Raw genomic sequence first — 20,242 nt, 5'->3', positions numbered from 1 at the left:
GAACGCAGGGACGGACCTGGTCAATCTGCGGTCTTGGGAAGCGCCCCGCTGCTCGCGCCGGTGCGAATGAGCTTGTCCTCGCCCGGTAGCGGCTCGCGCGGCATTTCGAACGCCGGCGCCGGCGGCGGCACGCACAGCTTGTCGGCGAACAGCAGGCGGCCGGGGCCGAGCTTGTAGAGCACCTCCGGCAACAGCTCCTCGCCGAACACGAAACAGCCTTCGCTGCGTCCCAGTTTGCCTTGCGTCGCGATGAGCGACGGGTCGGCATACCAGGCGCCATGAATGACGATCGCGCGCATGTCGGCGTTGCTGTTGTCGGGCTCCAGCCCGGCGAGGCGCATCGACGATCCATTTGCGCCCCAATAATAGTCGCTGGTGCGATAGGCGCCGCGCGACGAGGCCAGGCTGCCCGGCGCGTTCGAGAAGCGCTTGAGCCAGCCGTCGTGCTGCGGGTCTGAACCGCGGCCGTGGGTGACCGGGAACATCTCGACCCTGCCCTTCACCATGTCGACGAGCGCGAAGCGCGGCCGCGACGAGGGCAGGCCGAAATCGACGATGCCGACACGGTCGGTCTGCGGAATGGCGCGCGATTGCAACGCGAGCTGCTTTTTCGCTACGGCGAGATAGTCGACCGGCGCCTGAACCGGCACCGGCGGACGCGGCTGGGTGAGCCAGTCGGGCAATTGCGCGGCGCGCGCCGACGTCGCCGCGAACGCGCCTGCACCCGCCATTGCCAGCATTGCCCTGCGATCGATCAACTCATTCACTTGAACCACAACCCCGCATTGGCCGCCTATTGGCGGTCCCTCGATCCTGCATAGATCGGGTTCCCGGCGGCAAAGGCAAGACGGTCGAGCCTCTTCATGCGGGAAAATGTGCCATAATCGCCATGAATAGCCGGTTTACGCTGCGTTACACTCTCGTTAGGGAACGCCGCATGAAAGCGACGATCTGGCACAACCCCGCCTGCGGCACCTCGCGCAAGACGCTGGCGATTCTGGAAGAGACCCCCGGTATCGAGGTCGAGATCGTCCAATATCTGAAGACGCCCTACATCGCGGACAAGCTGCGCCAGCTGTTCAGGGACGCGGGCATGACGGCACGCGATGCGCTGCGCTTGCGCGGCACCGACGCCGAGGAACGCGGGCTAGGCGACGCGGGCGAGGATGCGATCATCGCCGCGATGGTCGAAAATCCCGCCTATGTGAACCGCCCGTTCGTCGAGACCGACAAGGGCGTTCGCTTTTGCCGCCCGCAAGATCTGGTCCGCGAGATTCTCTGACGATTCCCCGGGCGACCCGCATCGCCCCGAAACGGCAACGTCCATAAGAAAAGGGCCGGGGTTTCCCCCGGCCCTTCGCTGTATCCTGTGCGCTTGATCAGGCGCCGGTCACGTCGGCCGTATCGACCTTGATCCCGGGGCCCATCGACGACGAAAGCGCGATCTTGCGGACATATTTGCCCTTCGCACCGGCCGGCTTGGCCTTGACGATCGCATCGACGAAGGCGTCGAAGTTCTGGCGAAGCTTTTCCTCGCCGAACGACAGCTTGCCGATGCCGGCGTGGATGATGCCGACCTTTTCGACGCGGAATTCAATCTGGCCGCCCTTGGCTGCCTTGACCGCTTCGGCGACGTTCGGGGTGACGGTGCCGAGCTTGGGGTTCGGCATGAGGCCCTTCGGGCCCAGCGTCTTGCCGAGACGGCCGACGATGCCCATCATGTCCGGCGTCGCGATGACGCGGCCATAGTCGAGGTTACCCGCGAGCATGTCTTCCATCAGGTCTTCGGCACCGACCTTGTCGGCGCCGGCGGCCAGCGCCTTGTCGGCGTTGTCGCCGCGCGCGAACACGGCAACCTTGACGTCCTTGCCGGTACCGGCGGGCAGCGTGACGACGCCGCGGACCATCTGGTCGGCGTGACGCGGATCGACGCCCAGGTTCATCGCGATTTCCAGCGTTTCGTCGAACTTGGCCGAGGCCAGCTCGCGCACCGTCTTGATCGCTTCGTCGACGCCGTGCAGCTTCAGCGCGTCGACCTTGCCCTCGAGGGCCTTCTGCTTCTTGGTCAGCTTAGCCATGGGTTCAGCCCTCCGTCACTTCGAGGCCCATCGAGCGCGCGCTGCCCTCGATGATCTTCGTTGCCTGTTCCAGATCGTTCGCGTTGAGATCCTTCATCTTGATCTCGGCGATTTCGGTCAGCTTCGAACGGGCGATCTTGCCCCCGCTGATCTTGCCGGGTTCCTTCGAGCCAGACTTCAGGTTCGCGGCCTTCTTGATCAGGTAAGTCGCCGGCGGCGTCTTGGTGACGAACGAGAAGCTCTTGTCGGCATAGACGGTGATGATCGTCGGGGTCGGCGTGCCCTTCTCCATGCCATCCGTCGCGGCGTTGAATGCCTTGCAGAATTCCATGATGTTGACCCCGCGCTGACCCAGTGCCGGCCCGAGCGGCGGCGAGGGGTTGGCGGTGCCGGCGGGCACCTGCAGCTTGATGTAGCCGCTAATCTTCTTGGCCATGGTGGCCTCCTTTCTTTCTGTCGCCCCCGACCGCAATCCGGGGCTCAAAATAAGCGGTCAAGCAGAAGGGCATCACCCCTTCCTCCCGCGCGGAATCACGCCCTTATCTGACGCGAAGCGGCGCCCATAAGCGCAAACGCCGCAGAAAACAAGCCTTATGCGGTCGGAACGAGGCGGATCAGCCCTTCCTGAACCGCCGAAGCGATCAGGGTGCCGTCCTTACGATAGATGAGCCCGCGGTTGATCCCGCGGCTGCCACCGGCCCAGTCGCTGTCCATGACATAGACGAACCAGTCATCGACGCGGATGTCGTCGTGGAACCACATCGCATGATCGAGGCTGGTCGAAAACAACCCTGGCTGCGTCCAGGTCAGGCCGTGCGGCACCATAGCCGACGACAAGAGGCCCATGTCCGATGCGTAAGCGAGCAGCGCGCGATGCGTCAGCGGGTCGTCGCCGACCGGCGCCGCGATGCGGAACCATTCATAATGCATCGTCGAGGCCGTGCCCGCGGGCGGACGAAAGCTGCGGACGTCGAACGGATGGTTGGTTGCCATCTGTTCGAGCCGCGCATCGTCGATCAGCGGATCGGCGGCGATCACATCGCCGAAGTCGCGGCATTGGTCGGGCGGCAGCAGATCGGGCATCGGCGCCTGGTGCGACAGCCCCTGCTCGGGCGCCTGGAAGGATGCCGTGAGGTTGAAGATCACCTTGCCATCCTGGCGCACGACGACGCGGCGGTTCGCGAAACTGCGTCCGTCGAAATCGCGGTGGACGCGGAAATGGAGCGGCTTCGCCTCGTCGCCCCCGCGCAGGAAATAGGCATGGAGCGAATGCACGCCCTTCCCCGCGTCGACCGTTCGCGCCGCAGCAACCATCGCCTGCGCGATCACCTGCCCGCCGAATATCCGCTGGCGCATAGGCTTGGTGAAGGCAGGGAAGGTAAATTCGTCGGGCTCTTCAGCCGCTTCGAGGTCGAAGAGCTTGGTGACGCGGCGGACGACGCGCTCCCGGTCGACCGCGGCGTGGATGGCGCGCGCACGATCGGCACGAGCCTGAATCTCTGAAGGAGTCAGACCCATGCGACCGTCCAATCTTTTCGGAGAGCGATGGCCCGAGCCATCACTTCATGCGTTCGACCTGCTCGAAATCGAGCTCGACGGGGGTCGCGCGGCCGAAGATCGACACGCTGACCTTGACGCGCGCCTTGTCGAAATCGAGTTCCTCGACGACGCCGTTGAAGCTCGCGAACGGACCTTCGAGCACCTTGACCTGATCGCCGATCTCATAATCGACGCGGATCTCGGTCTTCGGACGCGCCGCGGCCTCTTCCTTGCTGTTCAGGATGCGCGCGGCCTCAGCCTCGCTGATCGCCTGCGGCTTGCCCGACGACCCCAGGAAGCCGGTAACCTTCGGCGTGTTCTTGACAAGGTGATAGACGTCGTCGGTCATCGTCAGCTTGGCGAGGACATAGCCGGGGAAGAATTTCCGCTCGGCCTGAACCTTCTTGCCGCGCTTGACCTCGGTGACCGTTTCGACGGGCACTTCGACCGCCTCGACGAGCTGGGTCAGCCCCATGCGTTCGGCTTCGGCGATCACCGAATCGCGAACCTTGTTCTCGAAGCCCGAATAGGCGTGAATGATGTACCAGCGCGCCATTATGGTTGTTCCTTAATCCCTGGATTCGCGCTTAGCGCGCGAGCGACGTCAGCCAGCCGACGATCAGCTTGAATACCGAATCGACGCCGAAGAAGAAGAGCGACAGGATCGTCGTCATGATCAGCACCATGATCGTCGTCTGCACCGTCTCGCGGCTCGTCGGCCACACGATCTTCGTGGCTTCGGTTTTCACCTGGTTGACGAATTCGCCAATCTTGGGCCTCGCCATATCGATCGTCCTGTCCTTCATGCGTCAATGTTCCGGGCCAGATGGGTTGCCGTCCCCCGCACGTCAACCGTGCTTCGGGCAATAGTCCGCCCACCCTCCCCGAGCATGTCGGCGAAAGGCGGAAGGAAAACGGCGCATCTGTCCGAATGAAGCGCCTTTAGCCGCGCGTCCGGACGATGGCAAGCGATAGCGGCAGATCGCGGCGTCACGCCCGCGTGGCAATTTTCATCAGCACCAGCCCGGCGACGATCAGCAGCGTCGCGACGATGCGCATCGCACTCGCGGCCTCGCCCAGCATCGCGATCCCGACCAGAAATGCCCCGACCGCACCGATCCCAGTCCAGATGGTGTAGGCGGTACCGAGCGGCAGTGACTTCATCGACAGCGAAAGCAGCGCGAAACTCGCGATCATTGCGGCGATGGTGACAATCGTCGGGCCGGGGCGCGTGAAGCCATCCGATTGTTTCATGGAAAAAGCCCACACCACCTCGAACAGCCCGGCGATGACAAGATAGACCCACGGCATGGGCAGCCTCCTTTAAAAAGACTGCCGGGCCGTCCCGGACCTGAAACCCGCCGCAGGGCGGGCGGGGACGTGGCCCCTTTGGCGAACCGGCGGGAATCCTGCCGCCGTCTCCGATATAGCGACCGGCCGCCGGATTACCACGATACAAAGGCGATCGTCGAAGCAACGGCGGCGGCGCTTCGTCTGCCGAACGCCGCGGCAGGATGATGGATTGTCGCCGCATCTTTTGTTACGCGCTCCGCAAGGCGGCATTTTTTTCTGCGCCCGATCGAGCCCCTGTCCCATGACCGCATCCGCCTCTCCCAAACCCGACAGACGCTTTCGCCGCCGCGACGCGGTTGTCCAAACCGCGGTCGAACTGATCAACGAAAAGGGCGTCCACGGCATGACGCTCGCGGAAGTCGCGGCGCGCCTCGACATCGTCGCGACCGGCGTCGCCTATTATTTCCGGCGCAAGGAACAGCTTGCCGCGACATGTTTCCTGCAGGCGATCGACCGCTTCCAGCAGATTGTCGGCGAGGCCGCGCGCCAGCCGACACCGTTCGAGCGCGTCGCGGCAGTGTTTCGGGCATATGCCGCGCTCTATGCCGATATCTGCGAGGGCAGCACGCCGCCGATCGTCCATTTCCACGATGCGCAGGCGCTGGGGGACGAGGAGGTCAACGCCGCCTTTGTCCGCCTCTTCCGGTCGTTCCGGGGATTGCTTGTCACCGCCGACGCACCGGTCGACGCCACCGCACTTGCCGCGCAGACGCATCAGTTGCTCGCGGCGCTCTTCTGGTCGCGGCGGATCATGGAGAGTCACGACAGCCGCTATTTTGCCCAGATCGCCGACGGCATCCTCGACATATTGCGGAACGGTATCGGTGCGCTTGCGGCCGGAGAAAGCGCCCCTGCCCTGCCCCTCGAAATCCCGCCGCCCGCATCGCCGTCGGAGATCGGCCCCGAACGCTTCCTCAAAGCAGCGACCGAATTGATCAACGATCAGGGCTATGCCGGGGCATCCGTCGAACGCATCTCGGCGCGGCTCAAGGTCACGAAGGGCAGCTTCTATCATCATGTCGAGACGAAGCACGACCTGGTGATCCAGTGCCTCGAACGGACGATTGCGATCATGCGCGCCGCACAGCGGCAGGCCGACGAGCAAGGGGGTAGCGGGCTTCACGAGATATATGCCAGCTTCGCAGCCTTGATCGACTTCCAGATGTCGGAGGCCGGTCCACTGCTCGCACTGAAAGCCGTCGTCAGCATACCGAATCCCGAACGCGATGCGCTGCTCAAGCAATTCGGGCGCCTTTCGAACCGCTCGGCGCTCGTCATCGGCCGCGGCATCGCCGATGGTTCGATCCGGCCAATCGACGCACATATCGGCGCCGAACTCCTGCTCGCGATCACCAATGCTGTCGGCGACCTCCGGCTCTGGGCGCCCGAACTCGACAAGACGACGATCGACGCCGCCTACACGCGCCCCTTCTTCGCCGGGCTACTCGCGCACTGACGCGCCAGCCGCCATCCCGAGCTCCAAATTTTTCGGCCGCCGTATCCGCAGATCCGCGGACGGGGCCGTTCTGCGCCCCGACTATTCGCGCCAAACAGGAAACCAAATACGCAAACTTGGCCAATCAGAATTGACTCTTGTCGATCTGCTGGGGTCTAGGACCAGAAAATTTCATACCGAAACCTAAAATAATGAGGATGCGATGCGGTTCGACGGCAAGGTAGCAATCATCACCGGCGCAGGTGGCGGGCTTGGCCGCGCCTATGCGCTCGAGCTTGCCCGTCGGGGCGCGAAGCTGGTGGTCAACGATCTCGGTGGCTCGCTCGACGGCTCGGGCCGGTCGAGCGAAGCCGCCGACCGCGTCGTCGACGAGATCCGCGCCGCCGGCGGCGAGGCGATGGCGAGCGGCGCCTCGGTCACCAGCGTCGCCGACGTTCAGGCGATGGTCGATGCCGCGCGCGGCCGGTGGGGCCGCATCGATATTCTGGTCAACAATGCAGGCGTCCTTCGCGACAAGAGCTTTGCGAAGATGGAGATCGAGGATTTTCGTCTCGTCATGGACGTCCATCTGATGGGCACCGCGATCTGCTCAAAGGCGGTGTGGGACCTCATGCGCGAGCAGAATTACGGCCGTATCGTCATGACGACCTCCTCGTCGGGGCTCTACGGGAATTTCGGCCAGGCGAATTATGGCGCCGCGAAGATGGGGCTCGTCGGCCTGATGCAGACTCTGTCGCTGGAGGGCGCAAAGAACGACATCCGGGTCAACTGCATCGCGCCCGTCGCGGCGACGCGCATGACCGAAAATCTGATGGCGGAAGAGATTCTGGCCCGCCTCCAGCCCGAAGCCGTCGCGGCCGGACTTGTCTATCTGGTCTCCGAGGGGGCGCCGACGCGTACCACGCTGTGCGCCGGCGCCGGCGGTTTCGAGACTGCCAACATCACGCTGACCAAGGGTATCTATGACGAAGCGCCGACCCCCGAACTCGTCGCCGCGCGCTTTGCCGAAATCGCAGATCGCACCGACGAGGCGGTGCCCGAGAATGGCGGCGGTCAGCTGCGCGGCGTGTTCGCCAAGGCCATGGCCGGCGCGGCCGCCTGAGCTCTTCTTTTCGAAAGGATATTTGCATGACCGAAGCATGGATCATCGACACCGCCCGCACCCCACGCGGCGGCGGCAAGATCGGCAAGGGATCGCTGACCGAAGTCCATCCGCAGCGCCTGTTGTCGACAGTGTTGCGAGCGCTCGCGGCGCGGAATGACATCGACCCCGACGATATCGACGAAGTGATCGCGGGCTGCGGTTCGCAATTCGGCAAGCAGGGATCGTGCATCGCGCGCATGGCCGCACTCGACGCGGGCTTCGGCCCGGCTGCGCCCGGCTTTACGATCGACCGTTTCTGTGGCTCGGGGCTTACCTCTGTCAATGTCGCGGCGATGGGCGTGATGTCGGGAATGATGAACCTGACGATGGCGGGCGGCGTCGAATCGATGTCCTTCATCAGCACCACCGACCGCAGCCCGTTCGTCGATGCCGGGAATGAAGATCTGCGCCGCCGACACCCGCAGCCGCACCAGGGCATCTGCGCGGACCTGATCGCGACGCTCGAAGGCTTCACGCGCGAAGAGGCGGACGCGCTCGGCCTCGAAAGCCAGCGCCGCGCCGACGAGGCGATCAAGGATGGCCGCTTCGCGAAGTCGGTCGTGCCCGTCCACCATGTCGACGGTCGCCTCGCGCTCGATCATGACGAATATCCGCGCCCCTCGACGACGATGGAAGGCCTGTCGTCGCTGGCGGCCGCGTTTCCCGGCTTCATGGAGCGCCCGCTTGACGAGGCGGGAACGACCTATGCGCAGCTTGTCCGTGCGACGTACCCCGAGGTCGAGATCAACCACATCCACCACGCGGGCAACTCGTCGGGCGTTGTCGACGGTGCCGCGGCGGTCGTGATCGCATCGCCAGACTATGCAAAGGCGCATGGGCTGAAGCCGCGCGCGCGCATCCGTCACCTCAGCTCGGCGGGCGACAGCCCCGAACTGATGCTCAACGCGCCCGTCCCCGCCACGCGCAAGGCGCTGAAACAGGCGGGTATGGAGATCGGCGACATCGACCTGATCGAGATCAACGAAGCCTTCGCGGTCGTGCCGCTGAAGTTCATGCGCGACCTCGACGTCGATCCGGCGAAGGTCAACGTCAACGGCGGCGCGATCGCGCTCGGCCACCCGATCGGCGCGACCGGCGCGATCATCCTCGGCACTTTGCTCGACGAGATGGAGCGCCGCGATCTCAATACCGGGCTTGCCACCATGTGCACCGGCGGCGGCATGGCGCCGGTCACGATCATCGAACGCATTTAACGAGGCATTGCGCGGTCCGGCACACCCTCTCTCCCGGGTCGGACCGTGCTCCTTGCCCCGCGATGGGCGTCGCGGGAAATCCAACGGGGCACGTTGGGCACGAACTGGGCGCGCGGTATCCCGTACCGCGCGCCTTCTTTTTGGGCGGGCTTATCGGCGGGCGTTCGCAGCACCGGCCCGCCCCTGCTCCATCAGGGTTGCTTCGGTCCGGAAGCAGGGTCCGCCGGCGGCGAGACATGCAGGCGGAGCCCCGGATGATCGATGACGAAGCGCCGGTCGGCGAACATGTCGATGCCCAAGATCACCGCGGGCTGGTCGGCCTCGAAGCCGAGCACCTTGAACACCGGCAGGTCGGCGATGCGGATGTCGCGATCGCGCATTTCGGCGGTATCGATCGACAGGCGGGCGAGTTTCGCCTTGACGCTCGGCGTCGCGTGGGCGGTCGCTCCCCTGACATCGGTTCCCTTGACCAGTCCGGGCGTATCGGGGGTCAGGCCGATCGCCTTCGCGGCCGCCCAGTTTATGATGGTCCCGCGCGCTCCGGTATCGAGTACCGCCGGAACCTCGACGCCGTTCAGCCGGATCGTCAGTCGCGGCGCGCGTTCCTCGTCGAGCGTGAAGGGAACCGATGCTGTTAGCCCGCGCAGCATCGCTGCATCGGCGGACCGCGTCATGCGCCAGCGATGCGCCGGAATGTCGAGTTCGACCGCGAAGTCGGCGATGATGTCGGCGCCCAAAATGCCGTCGACGCCCAGGCCATCGACCGGCCCCGGCGGCAGCACCAGCGCTTCGAGCGAGCGAAAGCCGAAACCGGCGACCTCCAGCAGACCCACCGTCGCGGTCTCGACCTCCGACCGCCCCGCCGCGCCGTCGAGCGGCTCGTCCGACGGCTTGACGACGAGCCCCACCATCGCCGCGCGAAGTTTCGGCAGGATCGTGGTCTCGCTTGCCGCGGTGTCGATGACGAAACGCCTTGGCGGAGACCCGTCGACCGCGACCCGAACCACCGGATGGCCCGACGGCAGCATCTCGAGCGGCTGGAAAGCAGCGGCTGCGGGCGTCGCAGCGACAGGCTCGGACGCGTTGGTGCGTCCCTCGGCGACGATCAGGGTGCCGAGCAGCCCGAGGGCGATCAGCCCGGTGCGGTAACGATTTGCCACAGTCTGTCTCCTGGCGGCGGAATGCCGCGAATGGAGGCCGGCTATCGGGCCCGGCATATCGGCTCCATCCTTCTGCTACGAACCCGGATCGCGGGTCGCCCGACCCGATTTCGTGCGACGAAGACCGACGCCGGCGCGACGGGGAAGGACGCCCGCGGCGCAGGCTTCCCTTATGCTTGGCGCGCATTACACAAAGGAATCGCAATGCCGCTGAGACCCGAACATCGCCAGACCATCGCATTGGTCATCGCGACCTGGACGCTGTCCGGGGTGCTGTATCTGATCCCCTATCATGTTTTCAGCGGTGCCAGCCTCTACGTCACGGTGTCGGTGATCAACATTTGCGTGATGGGCGTCCTGCTTTCGGGCGGCGTCTATTGGGCGGTGCGCAGGACGCGCCGCGGCAACATGGTCGTTCGGCTGGCCGCGATGGGCGCTGCGGTCATCCTGGCGTCGGCGACCCTGGCCCTGATCGACGCCGCGACCGGCGAATGGATCGGACGGCTCGTCGTATCCACGCAGAAGATCGCCCCCTTTGCCTTGCGCGCCACGAACAACTTCATCGCCCTCGTCTGGCAATTCGCGCTGCTGGGCGCGGCGTTCACCGTGATCGAAGCGAACAAGCTTGCCCGCGAGCGCGAACTCGAACTCGCCGCCGCTCGCGAGGCGGCAAGCCGCGCAGAGGCGGCGGCGAGCGCCGCCAGCCTTGCCGCGCTGCGCTACCAGCTCAACCCCCATTTCCTGTTCAACACGCTCAACGCCATCTCGTCGCTGATCGTCACGCGCGATTATGGCGCGGCCGACGCAATGCTTGCCAAACTGTCCGAATTTCTGCGCGCGACCCTGTCCTCACAGCCCGACGCGCTGCTGCCGCTCGAGGACGAGCTGGCGACGCTGCAGCATTATCTGGAGATCGAGAGCGTCCGCTTCGGCGATCGGCTCGCGGTCGAATTCACCTGCCCGCCTGCGCTCAACGGCGCGCTGGTGCCGGGCTTTCTGCTCCAGCCGCTGATCGAGAATGCGATCAAATATGCGCTGGCGCCTTCGGCGGAGCCCGTGACGATCAAGGTCGAAGCCTCGCGCGACGGCGACACCCTGGTCATCGCGGTCGAGGACGACGGCGCGGGCCTCGAACAGGACGCGCGCCCCGGCACCGGGCTCGGTATCGCGAACGTCCGGCAGCGGCTCGACACGCACTATGGCGCCAAGGGCACGCTCGAGACGCGGACGCGCGACCGCGGCTTCCTTGCGATCGCGCGCCTGCCGCTCGAACGGAGCGACGAGGGAGTGGCGGCGTGAGCGCGCTCCGTGTCCTGCTCGTCGACGACGAGCCGCTGGCGCTCCGCCGGCTCGAAACGCTGTTCGGCGATATCGACGGCGCCGAGGTCGTGGGCACCGCCGCGACGGGCGAGGAAGCCGAGGCGCGGATCGCCGAACTGCGTCCCGACCTGGTCATGCTCGATATCTCGATGCCGAAGAAAAGCGGGATTCGTGTCGCCGCCGACCTGGTCGTCGCCCCGCGCCCGGAGATCGTCTTCGTCACCGCTTTCGAACAATATGCGCCCGATGCCTTTGAGGTCGAGGCGGCGGATTATCTGCTCAAGCCCGTCCGCTTCGACCGGCTGCGCCAAGCGGTCGAGCGCGCACGCCGGCGCCACGCGATGCGCGATGCCGCCGAGCGGCTGGCAACCGCGCCGCCGCACGAGACCCACAACGACGCGATCTGGGTTCAGACCGCGAGCGGCAATCTGCGCCTGCCCGTCGCGCAAATCGAATGGGTCGAGGCGGCGCGCGACTATGTGCTGTTTCACACCGCGACGCGCAGCTACATCCATCGCATCTCGATGGGCGCGCTCGAACAGCTCCTCGATCCGCAGCAATTGATGCGCGTCCACCGCTCGACCTTCATCCGTCCCGCGCTGGTGAAAGCGGTACGGCGGCTCGGCAAGGGCTTGATCTCTTTGGAGATGGAGGATGGCGCAGTCGTACAGGTCGGCCCGACCTATGTGAAAGCGGTGCTCGAACGACTGGGCTTGCCTTGACCCCTTGACCGATCTCATCCGTCTTGGACCGCCCGACCATGAGGCAAAGGGTCAAACGGGATCGACGGCGCCGGCAATCAACGCCCCAGGGAAGGTAAGCGTGAACACGGCGCCTCGATCGGGATCATTGGCAGCGGCGATGTCGCGGTCAAGCGCGTCAGCTTGCGTTTGCCTTTTCCGGCGATCAAGCCTCGGAGGCCCGGATTCTGCGGCGAAGCATGAAGAGCCCGACCGTCAGCGCTGCGGTGGGGACGAGCATCAGCGTGAAGGCTGTACGCCCATCGAAATGCGCGAAGATTGCGCCGGTAATGATCGAGCCGGTGGTGCCGCCAAGCGCGGAAAAAATCACGACCAACCCCATCAGCGGCGGATGCTGGCGATGAGGCATTGCGCTCAGCATCACCGAGATGATCGTCGGGTAAATCGGCGCGAGCGCGATCCCGATCAGCGGGAACAGGAACGCGGCAACGGGGGCGTCGCTCCAGCTGTGGATCGCACCGGGCGTCAGCCCGTCGGCGAGCGGCAGGACGAGGATGATCAGCGCCGCGAGCAGCGCAAGGCAGACGTTGAGCACCGGATACCAGTCGAAGCGCGCCATCACCGCTCCGGCGCCGAACCGCCCGATCGCGATGCACGCCGCGAACAGGCTGGCGGCCTGCACGCTCATCTGCGCGGGCAGGTGCAGCACTTCGTTGTTGAAGACCGGCAACCATGTTCCGATCCCCTGCTCGATCAGGACGAAGACGAAGGCGCAGAGGATGAAGACGAGCACCAGCGGCAGCCCCGCGAGCTTCAGCATCGCCAGCATCGGCGCGCGCCCCATCCCCGGCTCCTCATCGCCGATATGCGTCCGGTTTTCGTCGACCCCGGTCGACAGCAGCAGCGCGAGCGCCAGCGCCGGGATGATCGCGAGCACCCAATAGGCGTCGAGCCAGCGCAGCCCTGCGGGATCGATGAAGGCGCTGAACACCCAATAGGAAGACAATACGCCGACCATGAACATGCCCTCGATCAGGCTGGTCAGGCTGGCATGTTTGCGCGCGTCGTCGGTCACGAGCCCGATCATCGAATAGACGACGACCTTGGCGACCGCGAAAGCCGCGCCGACGAGCGCGAAGTGCAGCCGCGCGACGTTGAAACTGCCGAACAAAGGCATGATGAAACACGCCGCCACCGCGAGCGCGAGCGCGCCGATCAGCGCCTTGCGCAGCCCGATCCGCGGCAAATAGCTCGCCGTGACGAACGACACGACTGCGATGGTGATGTCCTTGAAGCCTTCGAGCGTACTCGCCTGGGGCTTGGTGACATGGAAACTCGAAATCGACTGGAGGATGACCGTGCCGACGCTGTTGAGCAGCATCGCAAAGGCGACATAGGTCAATATCAGTGCGGCGATCAGCCGAGTACGCGCCATGTCCGTCCCCCGTGAGACCTAAAAGAAGGGGTGGCCGCGAAGAGGCCGCGACCACCCAGTAGGAGAGTTACGAAAAGAGGTCGATCCCCCTCCCCCCTCTTAGAATTTATAGGCCGCACTGAAGCGGAACGAACGGCCGAGGATCGGGCGCGCGTTGACGACTTCGCCGCCAGTCTGGCCGATCGTGCGCGGATCGCCCTCGGTCAGCCCGACCTTGTCGGTCAGATTGTCGGCGGTAACCGCGAAGGTCAGCGCGCGATTGACGTCGAAGGTGACGCCCGCATCGATCTTGAAATAATGCGGGAGATCCTGCGTATTGCCGGTGTCGGAGAAGCGGTCGCCGACATAGGCGAAGGTCGAATAGAGCGAGACCTTGCTGTCGCTGCCGAATTCGATGTCATACGACGGCGTCACGCGCCACTGCCACTTCGGCTGCCGCTGGACGCGGTTGCCGCTGAGGTCGGTTGCGCCGTTGTTGGCGAAGAAGTTGCGATATTTCGCGTCGAGCCAGGTGCCCGAGAAGGCGATCGCGAAATTGTCGATCGGACGGATCTGTCCTTCAAGCTCGACGCCGGTGCTGCGCGCGCCGCCGATCGACGCCTGCGGTCCGCTATTGCCGATGACCGTCGTCACCAGCCCCTTGAAGTTGGTGTGGAACAGCGTGGCATAGAGCGACACGAGGTCGGTACGCAGCTTGATCCCGCCTTCATAATTGTCGACGCGCGGCGAGACGCGGATGCCGTCACGCAGATTGTCGAAGAAGGGGTTGGTGTTGCCGCGATTGTAGCGGACATAGGCGCCGAGCGACGAGGTGAAGTCATAGTTCAGGCCCGCCGTCCACGACCAGGCGCCCTTCTTGTACGAAATCGTGTTGAAGGTGCCGTTCAGGACTGCCGTGTTGCTGTCGTAGAGCGTGTTCGCATCGCCATCGACGTCGACGCCGAAATTGTTGTTCTCCAGCGTGCCCGTCGCCTTGTAATTCTGATACCGGATACCCGCGTCGAACCGCAGTTCGGGCGTGATCTGATATTCGTCGACCGCATAAAAGGCATATTCGCGGCCGTCATAGGCGGCGTTGACGTTGAAGAACGAACCCTGCGTGAAACCGCGATTGGTGACGACGCGGCCGTCGGCGAGGACCAGGTCCAGGACGCGCGCATTATTCTCTGCGGTCAGCAGGCGGATGTTGCCGAGGTTCCACTGGTCGTTCGACGAGAAGTCGGAGAAATAGGCACCGACGGTGAACTTGTTGTTCCCGCTCTTCCATTCGAGGTTGAGATCGTTGGTGAAATCCTCGATCTGCTTGCGCACGATCCAGGTGCCGGCGCGGATGACCTGCTGCGTGCCCGCGACCGCACCGCCGCCATTGACATAGGTCAGGCTGCCGATCGTCCCGCCAAGGCTTGCCGCATAGTCGCTCGCCGACTGCGCGGTGCTCGCGGGAACGAGGCCCGTCGTATCGGCATCGCCGTTGAGATAGCTGGCACGATAGCGGACCTGCAGGCCATCACCGATTTCGTAATCGAAATTCGTACCGAGGTTGATCAGCTTCGCACCGCGGCCGTCGGCCAGATCGGCCCGGCTACCGTCGGGCAGCAGGCTGAGCCGCGTTTCACGGCCGGCGAGCGCTCCCGTACCGGGGTCGATGTTGCCGAACTGGCGCACCTTGTCGCCGTCGCGGACGACCGGGATCGGCAGCAGCCACTGGCCATGGTCGTTGAGGTAGCGCGCGAAGACGAGGATCGAGCCCTTGTCGAGGTCATGCCGCACGTTCGCGGTGATCTGGCCGCCCTTCTCGGGCGAGAAGCCCGGGTTGCGGATGCCATGGCCGGTCGAATAATAGCCACCGACCAGGAAGGTCGTATTGTCACCGAGCGGACCCGAAAGCACCAGGTCGCCGCGCACGTCGCCATAATCGGCGATGCTGGCCTTCACCAAGCCTTCGAACTCGCTGCCGCCTTCCTTCTGGACGAAGTTGACGGTCAGGCCGGGCTGGCCGTTGCCGAACAGGGCACCGGTGCCGCCGCGAACCGCCTCGACGCGCGCGATCGTCTCGTCGACGCGGATAAGCTGGGTGTTTTCGAGGAAGGACAAGGTCGGCGGCGAGAAGAAGGGCACGCCCTGCGTCGTCAGCGTCACGAATTCGGCATCACCGCCGGAGGGATAGCCGCGCACGAAGATGTTCGCGCCATTCTGGCCGCCCGAGCTTTCGGCCGAGACGCCGGGGATAACCTTGAACAGATCGGCGGTGCTGTTCGGCGCCGCTTTTGCGATCGCGTCGGCAGTGATGTTGGTGATCGCGAAGGCAGCGGACTGACGGTTGATGCCGCCGCCGGCGGTGCCGGTCACGATGATCTCGTCCTCGGCGGGCGCGGTATAATCGGTCTGAGGCGCTTCCTGGGCATAGGCGGCGGTCGGCAGCGCAAAGAGCGCGGCGGACGCCAGCAGACGGGTCCGGTTCAACATGAGATTTCCTCCACTTTATCTGGTCTGGTTGAAAGGCCCCCGCGCGCCGCCGCAGCCCGTTCGAACGACAGGATATTGGCGACCGTGAGCTGGCCTGTGGCGGGGACGTGCATGTCGGCGTCGGGCAGCGCCTCTTCTGACCCGATGCCAATGGCCACCATGCCCGCCGCATGGATGGCCGAAACCCCGGCCTCTGCATCTTCGATACCGATGCACTGGTCCGGGCGAAGGCCCATGCCGTGGGCACAGGCCAGGAAGATATCGGGCGCGGGCTTGGCGTTCGCGACCGCCCCCGCATCCGCAATGAAATCGAACTGGTCGGCGATGCCGAGCAGGCGCACGACGTCAGGCGCGTTGCGGCTGGCCGACGCGAGGCCGATCTTCAGCCCCGCGGCGCGCAGGCCGTCGAACAGCGCGCCGACCCCCGCGAAGAGGTTCGCGGGCGAATAGGCGGCAAGCCGTTCGCGATAAATGTCGTTCTTCTCCGCCAGCATGGCGTCGAACCTCTCCGCTTCGACCTCCGCCCCCGCATGTTCGAGGATCAGCCGCAGGGAGTTACGCCGATCGACACCCTTCAGCCGATGATTGACCTCGCGATCGAATGCGAAGCCATAGGAGTCGGCGAGCGCCTGCCACGCTTGATAATGGTCCTCGGCCGTGTCGGTCAGCACGCCGTCGAGATCGAAAATCACGCCTTTCAGGCGCGGCCGGTCCATGACGACGGGATCGCTGCCCACGCGGAGCGGGCGCCCATGGTCGAGAATGTCGACGGGATCGCCCGACACCAGCCGATAGGTGCAACCCTCGCCGCTGACCGCCAGCTCGATCACGCTTCCGCGCCATTGCAGGCGAAAGCGATAGCTCGTCCATGCGGCCGGAAGCTGCGGCCGGAACGACGGCGCCGCGCTGTCGAGGCGCAGCCCGCCCCAGCCCTGCGCCAGCACCAGCCAGCTACCCGCCAGCGCCGCCATGTGCAGGCCGTGCGAGGTGTTGCCGTGGCGGTTCTCAAGATCGACGAACGCGCATTCGCGGTGGAAGTCGAGCGCCGCCGCTTCATCGCCCAGCCGCGCCGCCGCGATCCCGAACGACACCGAAGACAGCGTCGAATCATGCGTGGTGACGCGCGCATAATAATCGAAATTCCGCCGCTGCCGCGACACGGGCATTTCAACCAGATCCATCGCCATCGCCTGAACGACATTGCCCTGCTTCGCGACCTGGTGCCGAAACAGGATCATCGGGTGATAGCGCATCAGCAGCGGCCCATGGCCGTCGCGCGCCGAGGTTAGCCCGGGGAGTTCGGGACGGCTCAGAAACGCATCGTCCTGCGGATTGATGCCAAGCGCCGGATCGACCGGCAGCCACATCGCGTCGGCCGCGCGGCGCCACGCGGCGACCTCCCCATCGCTCAGCCCGATCGCCGCCGTCGCCGCGGCAAGCTTGCCGCGCGCGCGCAGCCATTCGGCTGTTTCGGCAGCATAGACCAGATGCCGGCGCGCGATCGCGTTGGTGTAGAAATCATTGTCGACCAGCGCCGAATATTCGTCGGGGCCGGTCACGCCGTGGAGGCAGAAAGCGCCACCACGCCGCGCGTCGAAGGCGCCGATCTCCATCCACATCCGCGCGGTCTCGAACAGCATTTCGGCTGCCTCAGCGCGAAACGCCTCGTCGCCCGACGCCGCGACATAGAGGGCGAGCGCATAGGCGATGTCGCCATTGATATGATATTGTGCAGACCCCGTCGGATAATGCGACGAACATTCGTCGCCGGCGATCGTCCGCCAGGGATAGAGCGCGCCGCGCGCATGGCCGATCGCCCGCGCATGGGCCCGCGCGCGATCCAGCTTGCCGATGCGATAAGCGAGCAGCGTCCGTGCCCTTTCCGGCGCCTGCAGCGCAAGCACCGGCAGCATGAAGGTTTCGGCGTCCCAGAAATAATGACCCTCGTAACCCTCGCCCGACAGCCCCTTTGCGCCGATGCTGTGGTTCGCATCGCGGCTTGCCGACTGGTGGAGCTGGAACAGGTCGAAACGCAGCGCCCGCGCCAGTTCGTCGTCGCCGTCGATGTCGAGCGCCGCGCTCTCCCACAGCGCCTGCACCGCCGCGCGCTGTCCCGCGGCGATCGCATCGAAATCCACCGCCACGCCACCCAGCGCGACAAGGTCGACCGGGCGGCCGCGGGCGCAAGCCATCGCGACCACCCGGTCGATCGTCAGGACGCTGCCGGCGACCAACTCGCGGCGCACCACATGACCCGCGTGGACCGCCGCGACCTGAGCGGCCGCGCTTGCGACATGTTGGCGGTAGGCGAGTTCGACAGCATCCTGCGCGAACCGGGTGACGGAAGGGTTGTCACCCGGCAGGGGGGAAATGATGCTCCAGACCGGACGCAAACGTCCGGAAATGCGGGGGTCGTCGACCTCGGCACCACCCGTGCCCTCGGCTTCGGTGCCATAGGTCAGCCAGGCCTGAAAGCTGCCCGCGAAGTCGAGCGGGCGGATGCGGATGCGCGAGGCGACACATGCGGCGCCAGCGAGCGGTACGATGCGCTCGACCGCGATTTCGAGCGTGCGACCGTCCTCGATTCGCCAGCTTGAGACGCGGCGAACCGCGCCGGTCGTCAAGTCGAGCACGCATTCGGTGTCGAGCAGCTCGGCCGCCGCAAAATCGACAGGCCGGCCGTCGATATGGAGGCGGACCAGCAGCGGGCTGGGGCACGGCACGCGCGTGTCGGTCGCGGTCGCGTAGCCCGGGAAACTCTCATGATAGGTGATCGGCCGCCTGACATAGGCGTCGGGCAGATAGGCGCAGGGACTCGACGCGCGCTCGTCGATCACGCCCGCGACGCCGCACAGCCCGTTCGCCAGCGCGAACAGCGCCGCCGCCTGCTCGCCGACCGCATCGGGGCCGCGCCGGACAAGCCGCATCGCATCGAGAGACATGTCGGAAATCGCCACGCGCATCCTCACCACGGCAACGGCTGCTCCGGCCGGTGCTTCTCGACGCTATGTCCGGCAAAATGGTATCGATGTCAAGATATCGATACCATTTTGCCCTTTCGCTCGGTTTTCGGAGAGTTTCGCAATATCGGAGATCAGCTTTCGCGGGTGACCAGTTCGACCGGCATGGCGCGGGATTCGACGCGTTTTCCTGCCACGAGGTCCAGCACCTTCTGCGCCAGCAAGGCTCCGCCGGTGGCCCAGTCCTGACGCACGCTGGTGAGCCGCGGCGAGAAGAGCGATGCCCCCGGCGAATCGTCAAAGCCGACGACCGAGACATCGCCCGGGACCGAGAGCCCCTGCGCCTCGACCGCCTCGATCGCGCCCATCGCGATTGCGTCGCTCGCGGCAAAAATGCCATCGAAGCCCTTGCCGCGTTCGAGCAGTTTCGACGTCGCCTCGCGCCCTGCGGCGACAGTAAAGCCACAGGCGACCCGGTCGACAATCGCCGCCCCTGCCCCTTTCAGCGTCGCCTCGAATCCGCCCAGGCGGTCTTCGACTTCGCCATGCTGGGTTTCTCCGAGGAAGAGCAATTTCGTGCGCTTCTTTTTGAGGAGGTAATCTGCGGCAAGCCGGCCGCCATCGCGATTGTCGCTGCCGACGACGATCCGTTCGGGCGGGCCATGCGCGGCGCCCCAGACGACATAGGGAAGCCCCGTCGCCTCGATCATCGCAGCGGCGTCGTCATGCACGCCCTGCCCCAACAGGATCACCCCGTCGGTCGAGGGCGGGTGCGCGGCGAACAGGTCGATGGTGGTCAGCACCATATTCTGCCCCGCCGCAGTCAGTTCCTGCATGATCCCGCCGAGCAGCGACAGCGGATAGGGTTCGCTCATCAACCGGTCGTGCGACGGCGCCATTTCGATGACCACCGCGATCGTCCGCGTGCGCTGTTGCCGCAGGTTGCGCGCCGAGACGTTGAGGCGATAGCCCATCCGCTCGGCGGTCTCGCGGATCAGCGTGCGCGTGCTTTCCTTGACCGTCGAATGCTCCGACAATGCGCGCGATACGGTGATCTTCGCGACGCCGAGTTCGCGGGCGACATCCGCCATGGTCGGCCGCGCGCGCTCGTTGGGCTTGTGCGTGCTCATCCGCGACCCGGCCTGGCGATCGCTGACGAAGGATTGATATGCTGAGCCATGCCCCACCCCTAACGCCCGACGGAGGACTTTCACAAGCGGCTTCGCGGTCAGTCCTCAAGCGCGCGAGGCGCACGACGCGATTTTCACATGCCATCCCGGACCATGGGCTCTCGACTTCCAGGGTCGGGAACCTCTCGCGATAGGGGTGACACGACGTTGCACCGCATCGGTCGTGGACCGGCAGGCAACGTCGCCGGCGGCAATTTGGCAAAGCTGCCAGCCCGCTGGCCGAGCC

The 20,242-nt window shown here is 65.3% G+C and carries 18 protein-coding genes; 6 read left to right on the top strand and 12 right to left on the bottom strand.

Annotated elements, in window-relative coordinates; translation table 11 throughout:
* Nucleotides 1-20: 20 nt before the first annotated feature.
* The gene (locus ATE64_RS02145) at nucleotides 21-767 is read right to left on the bottom strand and encodes a murein L,D-transpeptidase catalytic domain family protein (protein WP_156416427.1); all 747 of its coding nucleotides are present in this window, start codon (nucleotides 765-767) and stop codon (nucleotides 21-23) included.
* A gap of 170 nt (nucleotides 768-937) precedes the next feature.
* On the opposite strand from ATE64_RS02145, the gene ATE64_RS02140 reads away from it, so the two are divergent.
* Complete coding sequence (locus ATE64_RS02140; protein WP_058454560.1) at nucleotides 938-1,282, top strand: arsenate reductase family protein; 345 nt, start codon at nucleotides 938-940, stop codon at nucleotides 1,280-1,282.
* A 97-nt stretch (nucleotides 1,283-1,379) separates the two neighbouring features.
* Here the strand turns inward: ATE64_RS02140 and rplA are convergent, their stop codons facing one another.
* The 6 genes from rplA to sugE form a co-directional block, all read right to left on the bottom strand.
* Nucleotides 1,380-2,078, bottom strand: coding sequence for a 50S ribosomal protein L1 (gene rplA, locus ATE64_RS02135; protein WP_058454561.1), 699 nt, complete (start codon nucleotides 2,076-2,078; stop codon nucleotides 1,380-1,382).
* Between the two features lie 4 nt (nucleotides 2,079-2,082).
* Entirely contained in the window at nucleotides 2,083-2,514 is a 432-nt protein-coding gene (gene rplK / locus ATE64_RS02130) for a 50S ribosomal protein L11 (protein ID WP_058454562.1), read from the bottom strand.
* 155 nt (nucleotides 2,515-2,669) lie between these two features.
* Nucleotides 2,670-3,596, bottom strand: coding sequence for an acyl-CoA thioesterase II (locus tag ATE64_RS02125; protein ID WP_082657540.1), 927 nt, complete (start codon nucleotides 3,594-3,596; stop codon nucleotides 2,670-2,672).
* 40 nt (nucleotides 3,597-3,636) lie between these two features.
* Nucleotides 3,637-4,173: a transcription termination/antitermination protein NusG gene (gene nusG / locus ATE64_RS02120; protein ID WP_058454563.1), complete on the bottom strand. Its 537-nt coding sequence runs from the start codon at nucleotides 4,171-4,173 to the stop codon at nucleotides 3,637-3,639.
* Nucleotides 4,174-4,204: 31 nt separating this feature from the next.
* Nucleotides 4,205-4,402 carry a preprotein translocase subunit SecE gene (secE, locus tag ATE64_RS02115; protein ID WP_058454700.1) on the bottom strand — a complete coding sequence of 66 codons (198 nt, stop codon included), beginning with the start codon at nucleotides 4,400-4,402 and terminating at the stop codon, nucleotides 4,205-4,207.
* A 205-nt stretch (nucleotides 4,403-4,607) separates the two neighbouring features.
* Nucleotides 4,608-4,928 carry a quaternary ammonium compound efflux SMR transporter SugE gene (sugE, locus tag ATE64_RS02110; protein WP_058454564.1) on the bottom strand — a complete coding sequence of 107 codons (321 nt, stop codon included), beginning with the start codon at nucleotides 4,926-4,928 and terminating at the stop codon, nucleotides 4,608-4,610.
* A 283-nt stretch (nucleotides 4,929-5,211) separates the two neighbouring features.
* Here sugE and ATE64_RS02105 point away from each other — a divergent pair, with 283 nt between their 5' ends.
* The 3 genes from ATE64_RS02105 (at nucleotide 5,212) to ATE64_RS02095 (ending at nucleotide 8,784) form a co-directional block, all read left to right on the top strand.
* On the top strand, nucleotides 5,212-6,426 hold the full coding sequence (locus ATE64_RS02105; RefSeq protein WP_058454565.1) for a TetR/AcrR family transcriptional regulator: 1,215 nt from the start codon (nucleotides 5,212-5,214) through the stop codon (nucleotides 6,424-6,426).
* 202 nt (nucleotides 6,427-6,628) lie between these two features.
* The gene (locus ATE64_RS02100) at nucleotides 6,629-7,528 is read left to right on the top strand and encodes an SDR family NAD(P)-dependent oxidoreductase (protein WP_058454566.1); all 900 of its coding nucleotides are present in this window, start codon (nucleotides 6,629-6,631) and stop codon (nucleotides 7,526-7,528) included.
* 26 nt (nucleotides 7,529-7,554) lie between these two features.
* The gene (locus ATE64_RS02095; RefSeq protein ID WP_058454567.1) at nucleotides 7,555-8,784 is read left to right on the top strand and encodes an acetyl-CoA C-acetyltransferase; all 1,230 of its coding nucleotides are present in this window, start codon (nucleotides 7,555-7,557) and stop codon (nucleotides 8,782-8,784) included.
* Between the two features lie 191 nt (nucleotides 8,785-8,975).
* On the opposite strand, the gene ATE64_RS21455 is transcribed toward ATE64_RS02095, so the two are convergent.
* On the bottom strand, nucleotides 8,976-9,944 hold the full coding sequence (locus tag ATE64_RS21455; protein ID WP_058454568.1) for a retroviral-like aspartic protease family protein: 969 nt from the start codon (nucleotides 9,942-9,944) through the stop codon (nucleotides 8,976-8,978).
* 204 nt (nucleotides 9,945-10,148) lie between these two features.
* On the opposite strand from ATE64_RS21455, the gene ATE64_RS02085 reads away from it, so the two are divergent.
* Entirely contained in the window at nucleotides 10,149-11,243 is a 1,095-nt protein-coding gene (locus ATE64_RS02085; protein WP_167541729.1) for a histidine kinase, read from the top strand.
* A complete protein-coding gene (locus ATE64_RS02080) occupies nucleotides 11,240-11,986 on the top strand; it encodes a LytTR family DNA-binding domain-containing protein (RefSeq protein ID WP_058454570.1) in 747 nt (248 codons plus the stop codon). Before ATE64_RS02085 ends, ATE64_RS02080 begins: the two co-directional genes overlap by 4 nt.
* A gap of 184 nt (nucleotides 11,987-12,170) precedes the next feature.
* Here ATE64_RS02080 and ATE64_RS02075 read toward each other — a convergent pair whose 3' ends face one another.
* The 4 genes from ATE64_RS02075 to ATE64_RS02060 form a co-directional block, all read right to left on the bottom strand.
* Nucleotides 12,171-13,400 (bottom strand): MFS transporter, encoded by a 1,230-nt coding sequence (locus tag ATE64_RS02075; RefSeq protein ID WP_058454571.1) that lies wholly within the window; start codon nucleotides 13,398-13,400, stop codon nucleotides 12,171-12,173.
* 99 nt (nucleotides 13,401-13,499) lie between these two features.
* Nucleotides 13,500-15,866 carry a TonB-dependent receptor gene (locus ATE64_RS02070; protein ID WP_058454572.1) on the bottom strand — a complete coding sequence of 789 codons (2,367 nt, stop codon included), beginning with the start codon at nucleotides 15,864-15,866 and terminating at the stop codon, nucleotides 13,500-13,502.
* Entirely contained in the window at nucleotides 15,860-18,829 is a 2,970-nt protein-coding gene (gene pgmB / locus ATE64_RS02065) for a beta-phosphoglucomutase (protein ID WP_231729013.1), read from the bottom strand. The genes ATE64_RS02070 and pgmB overlap by 7 nt, the downstream gene beginning before the upstream one ends.
* 131 nt (nucleotides 18,830-18,960) lie before the next feature.
* Nucleotides 18,961-19,956: a substrate-binding domain-containing protein gene (locus ATE64_RS02060; protein WP_082657538.1), complete on the bottom strand. Its 996-nt coding sequence runs from the start codon at nucleotides 19,954-19,956 to the stop codon at nucleotides 18,961-18,963.
* Nucleotides 19,957-20,242: the final 286 nt, after the last annotated feature.

It is taken from the genome of Sphingopyxis sp. H073 (assembly GCF_001468395.1).
Taxonomy (GTDB): Bacteria; Pseudomonadota; Alphaproteobacteria; order Sphingomonadales; family Sphingomonadaceae; genus Sphingopyxis.
Note: the sequence above shows the minus strand (reverse complement) of the source record. Positions and strands in the feature narration are given on the sequence as shown.

What these genes read in the sequence shown, in the direction of transcription:
- ATE64_RS02100 (WP_058454566.1), top strand. Translation starts at nt 6,629, where the DNA reads ATGCGGTTCGACGGCAAGGTAGCAATCATCACCGGCGCAGGTGGCGGG.
- secE (WP_058454700.1), bottom strand. Translation starts at nt 4,402, where the DNA reads ATGGCGAGGCCCAAGATTGGCGAATTCGTCAACCAGGTGAAAACCGAA.
- ATE64_RS02095 (WP_058454567.1), top strand. Translation starts at nt 7,555, where the DNA reads ATGACCGAAGCATGGATCATCGACACCGCCCGCACCCCACGCGGCGGC.
- ATE64_RS02085 (WP_167541729.1), top strand. Translation starts at nt 10,149, where the DNA reads ATGCCGCTGAGACCCGAACATCGCCAGACCATCGCATTGGTCATCGCG.
- ATE64_RS02125 (WP_082657540.1), bottom strand. Translation starts at nt 3,596, where the DNA reads ATGGGTCTGACTCCTTCAGAGATTCAGGCTCGTGCCGATCGTGCGCGC.
- ATE64_RS02105 (WP_058454565.1), top strand. Translation starts at nt 5,212, where the DNA reads ATGACCGCATCCGCCTCTCCCAAACCCGACAGACGCTTTCGCCGCCGC.
- rplK (WP_058454562.1), bottom strand. Translation starts at nt 2,514, where the DNA reads ATGGCCAAGAAGATTAGCGGCTACATCAAGCTGCAGGTGCCCGCCGGC.
- ATE64_RS02140 (WP_058454560.1), top strand. Translation starts at nt 938, where the DNA reads ATGAAAGCGACGATCTGGCACAACCCCGCCTGCGGCACCTCGCGCAAG.
- ATE64_RS02060 (WP_082657538.1), bottom strand. Translation starts at nt 19,956, where the DNA reads ATGAGCACGCACAAGCCCAACGAGCGCGCGCGGCCGACCATGGCGGAT.
- pgmB (WP_231729013.1), bottom strand. Translation starts at nt 18,829, where the DNA reads ATGCGCGTGGCGATTTCCGACATGTCTCTCGATGCGATGCGGCTTGTC.
- ATE64_RS02075 (WP_058454571.1), bottom strand. Translation starts at nt 13,400, where the DNA reads ATGGCGCGTACTCGGCTGATCGCCGCACTGATATTGACCTATGTCGCC.
- ATE64_RS02070 (WP_058454572.1), bottom strand. Translation starts at nt 15,866, where the DNA reads ATGTTGAACCGGACCCGTCTGCTGGCGTCCGCCGCGCTCTTTGCGCTG.
- rplA (WP_058454561.1), bottom strand. Translation starts at nt 2,078, where the DNA reads ATGGCTAAGCTGACCAAGAAGCAGAAGGCCCTCGAGGGCAAGGTCGAC.
- sugE (WP_058454564.1), bottom strand. Translation starts at nt 4,928, where the DNA reads ATGCCGTGGGTCTATCTTGTCATCGCCGGGCTGTTCGAGGTGGTGTGG.
- nusG (WP_058454563.1), bottom strand. Translation starts at nt 4,173, where the DNA reads ATGGCGCGCTGGTACATCATTCACGCCTATTCGGGCTTCGAGAACAAG.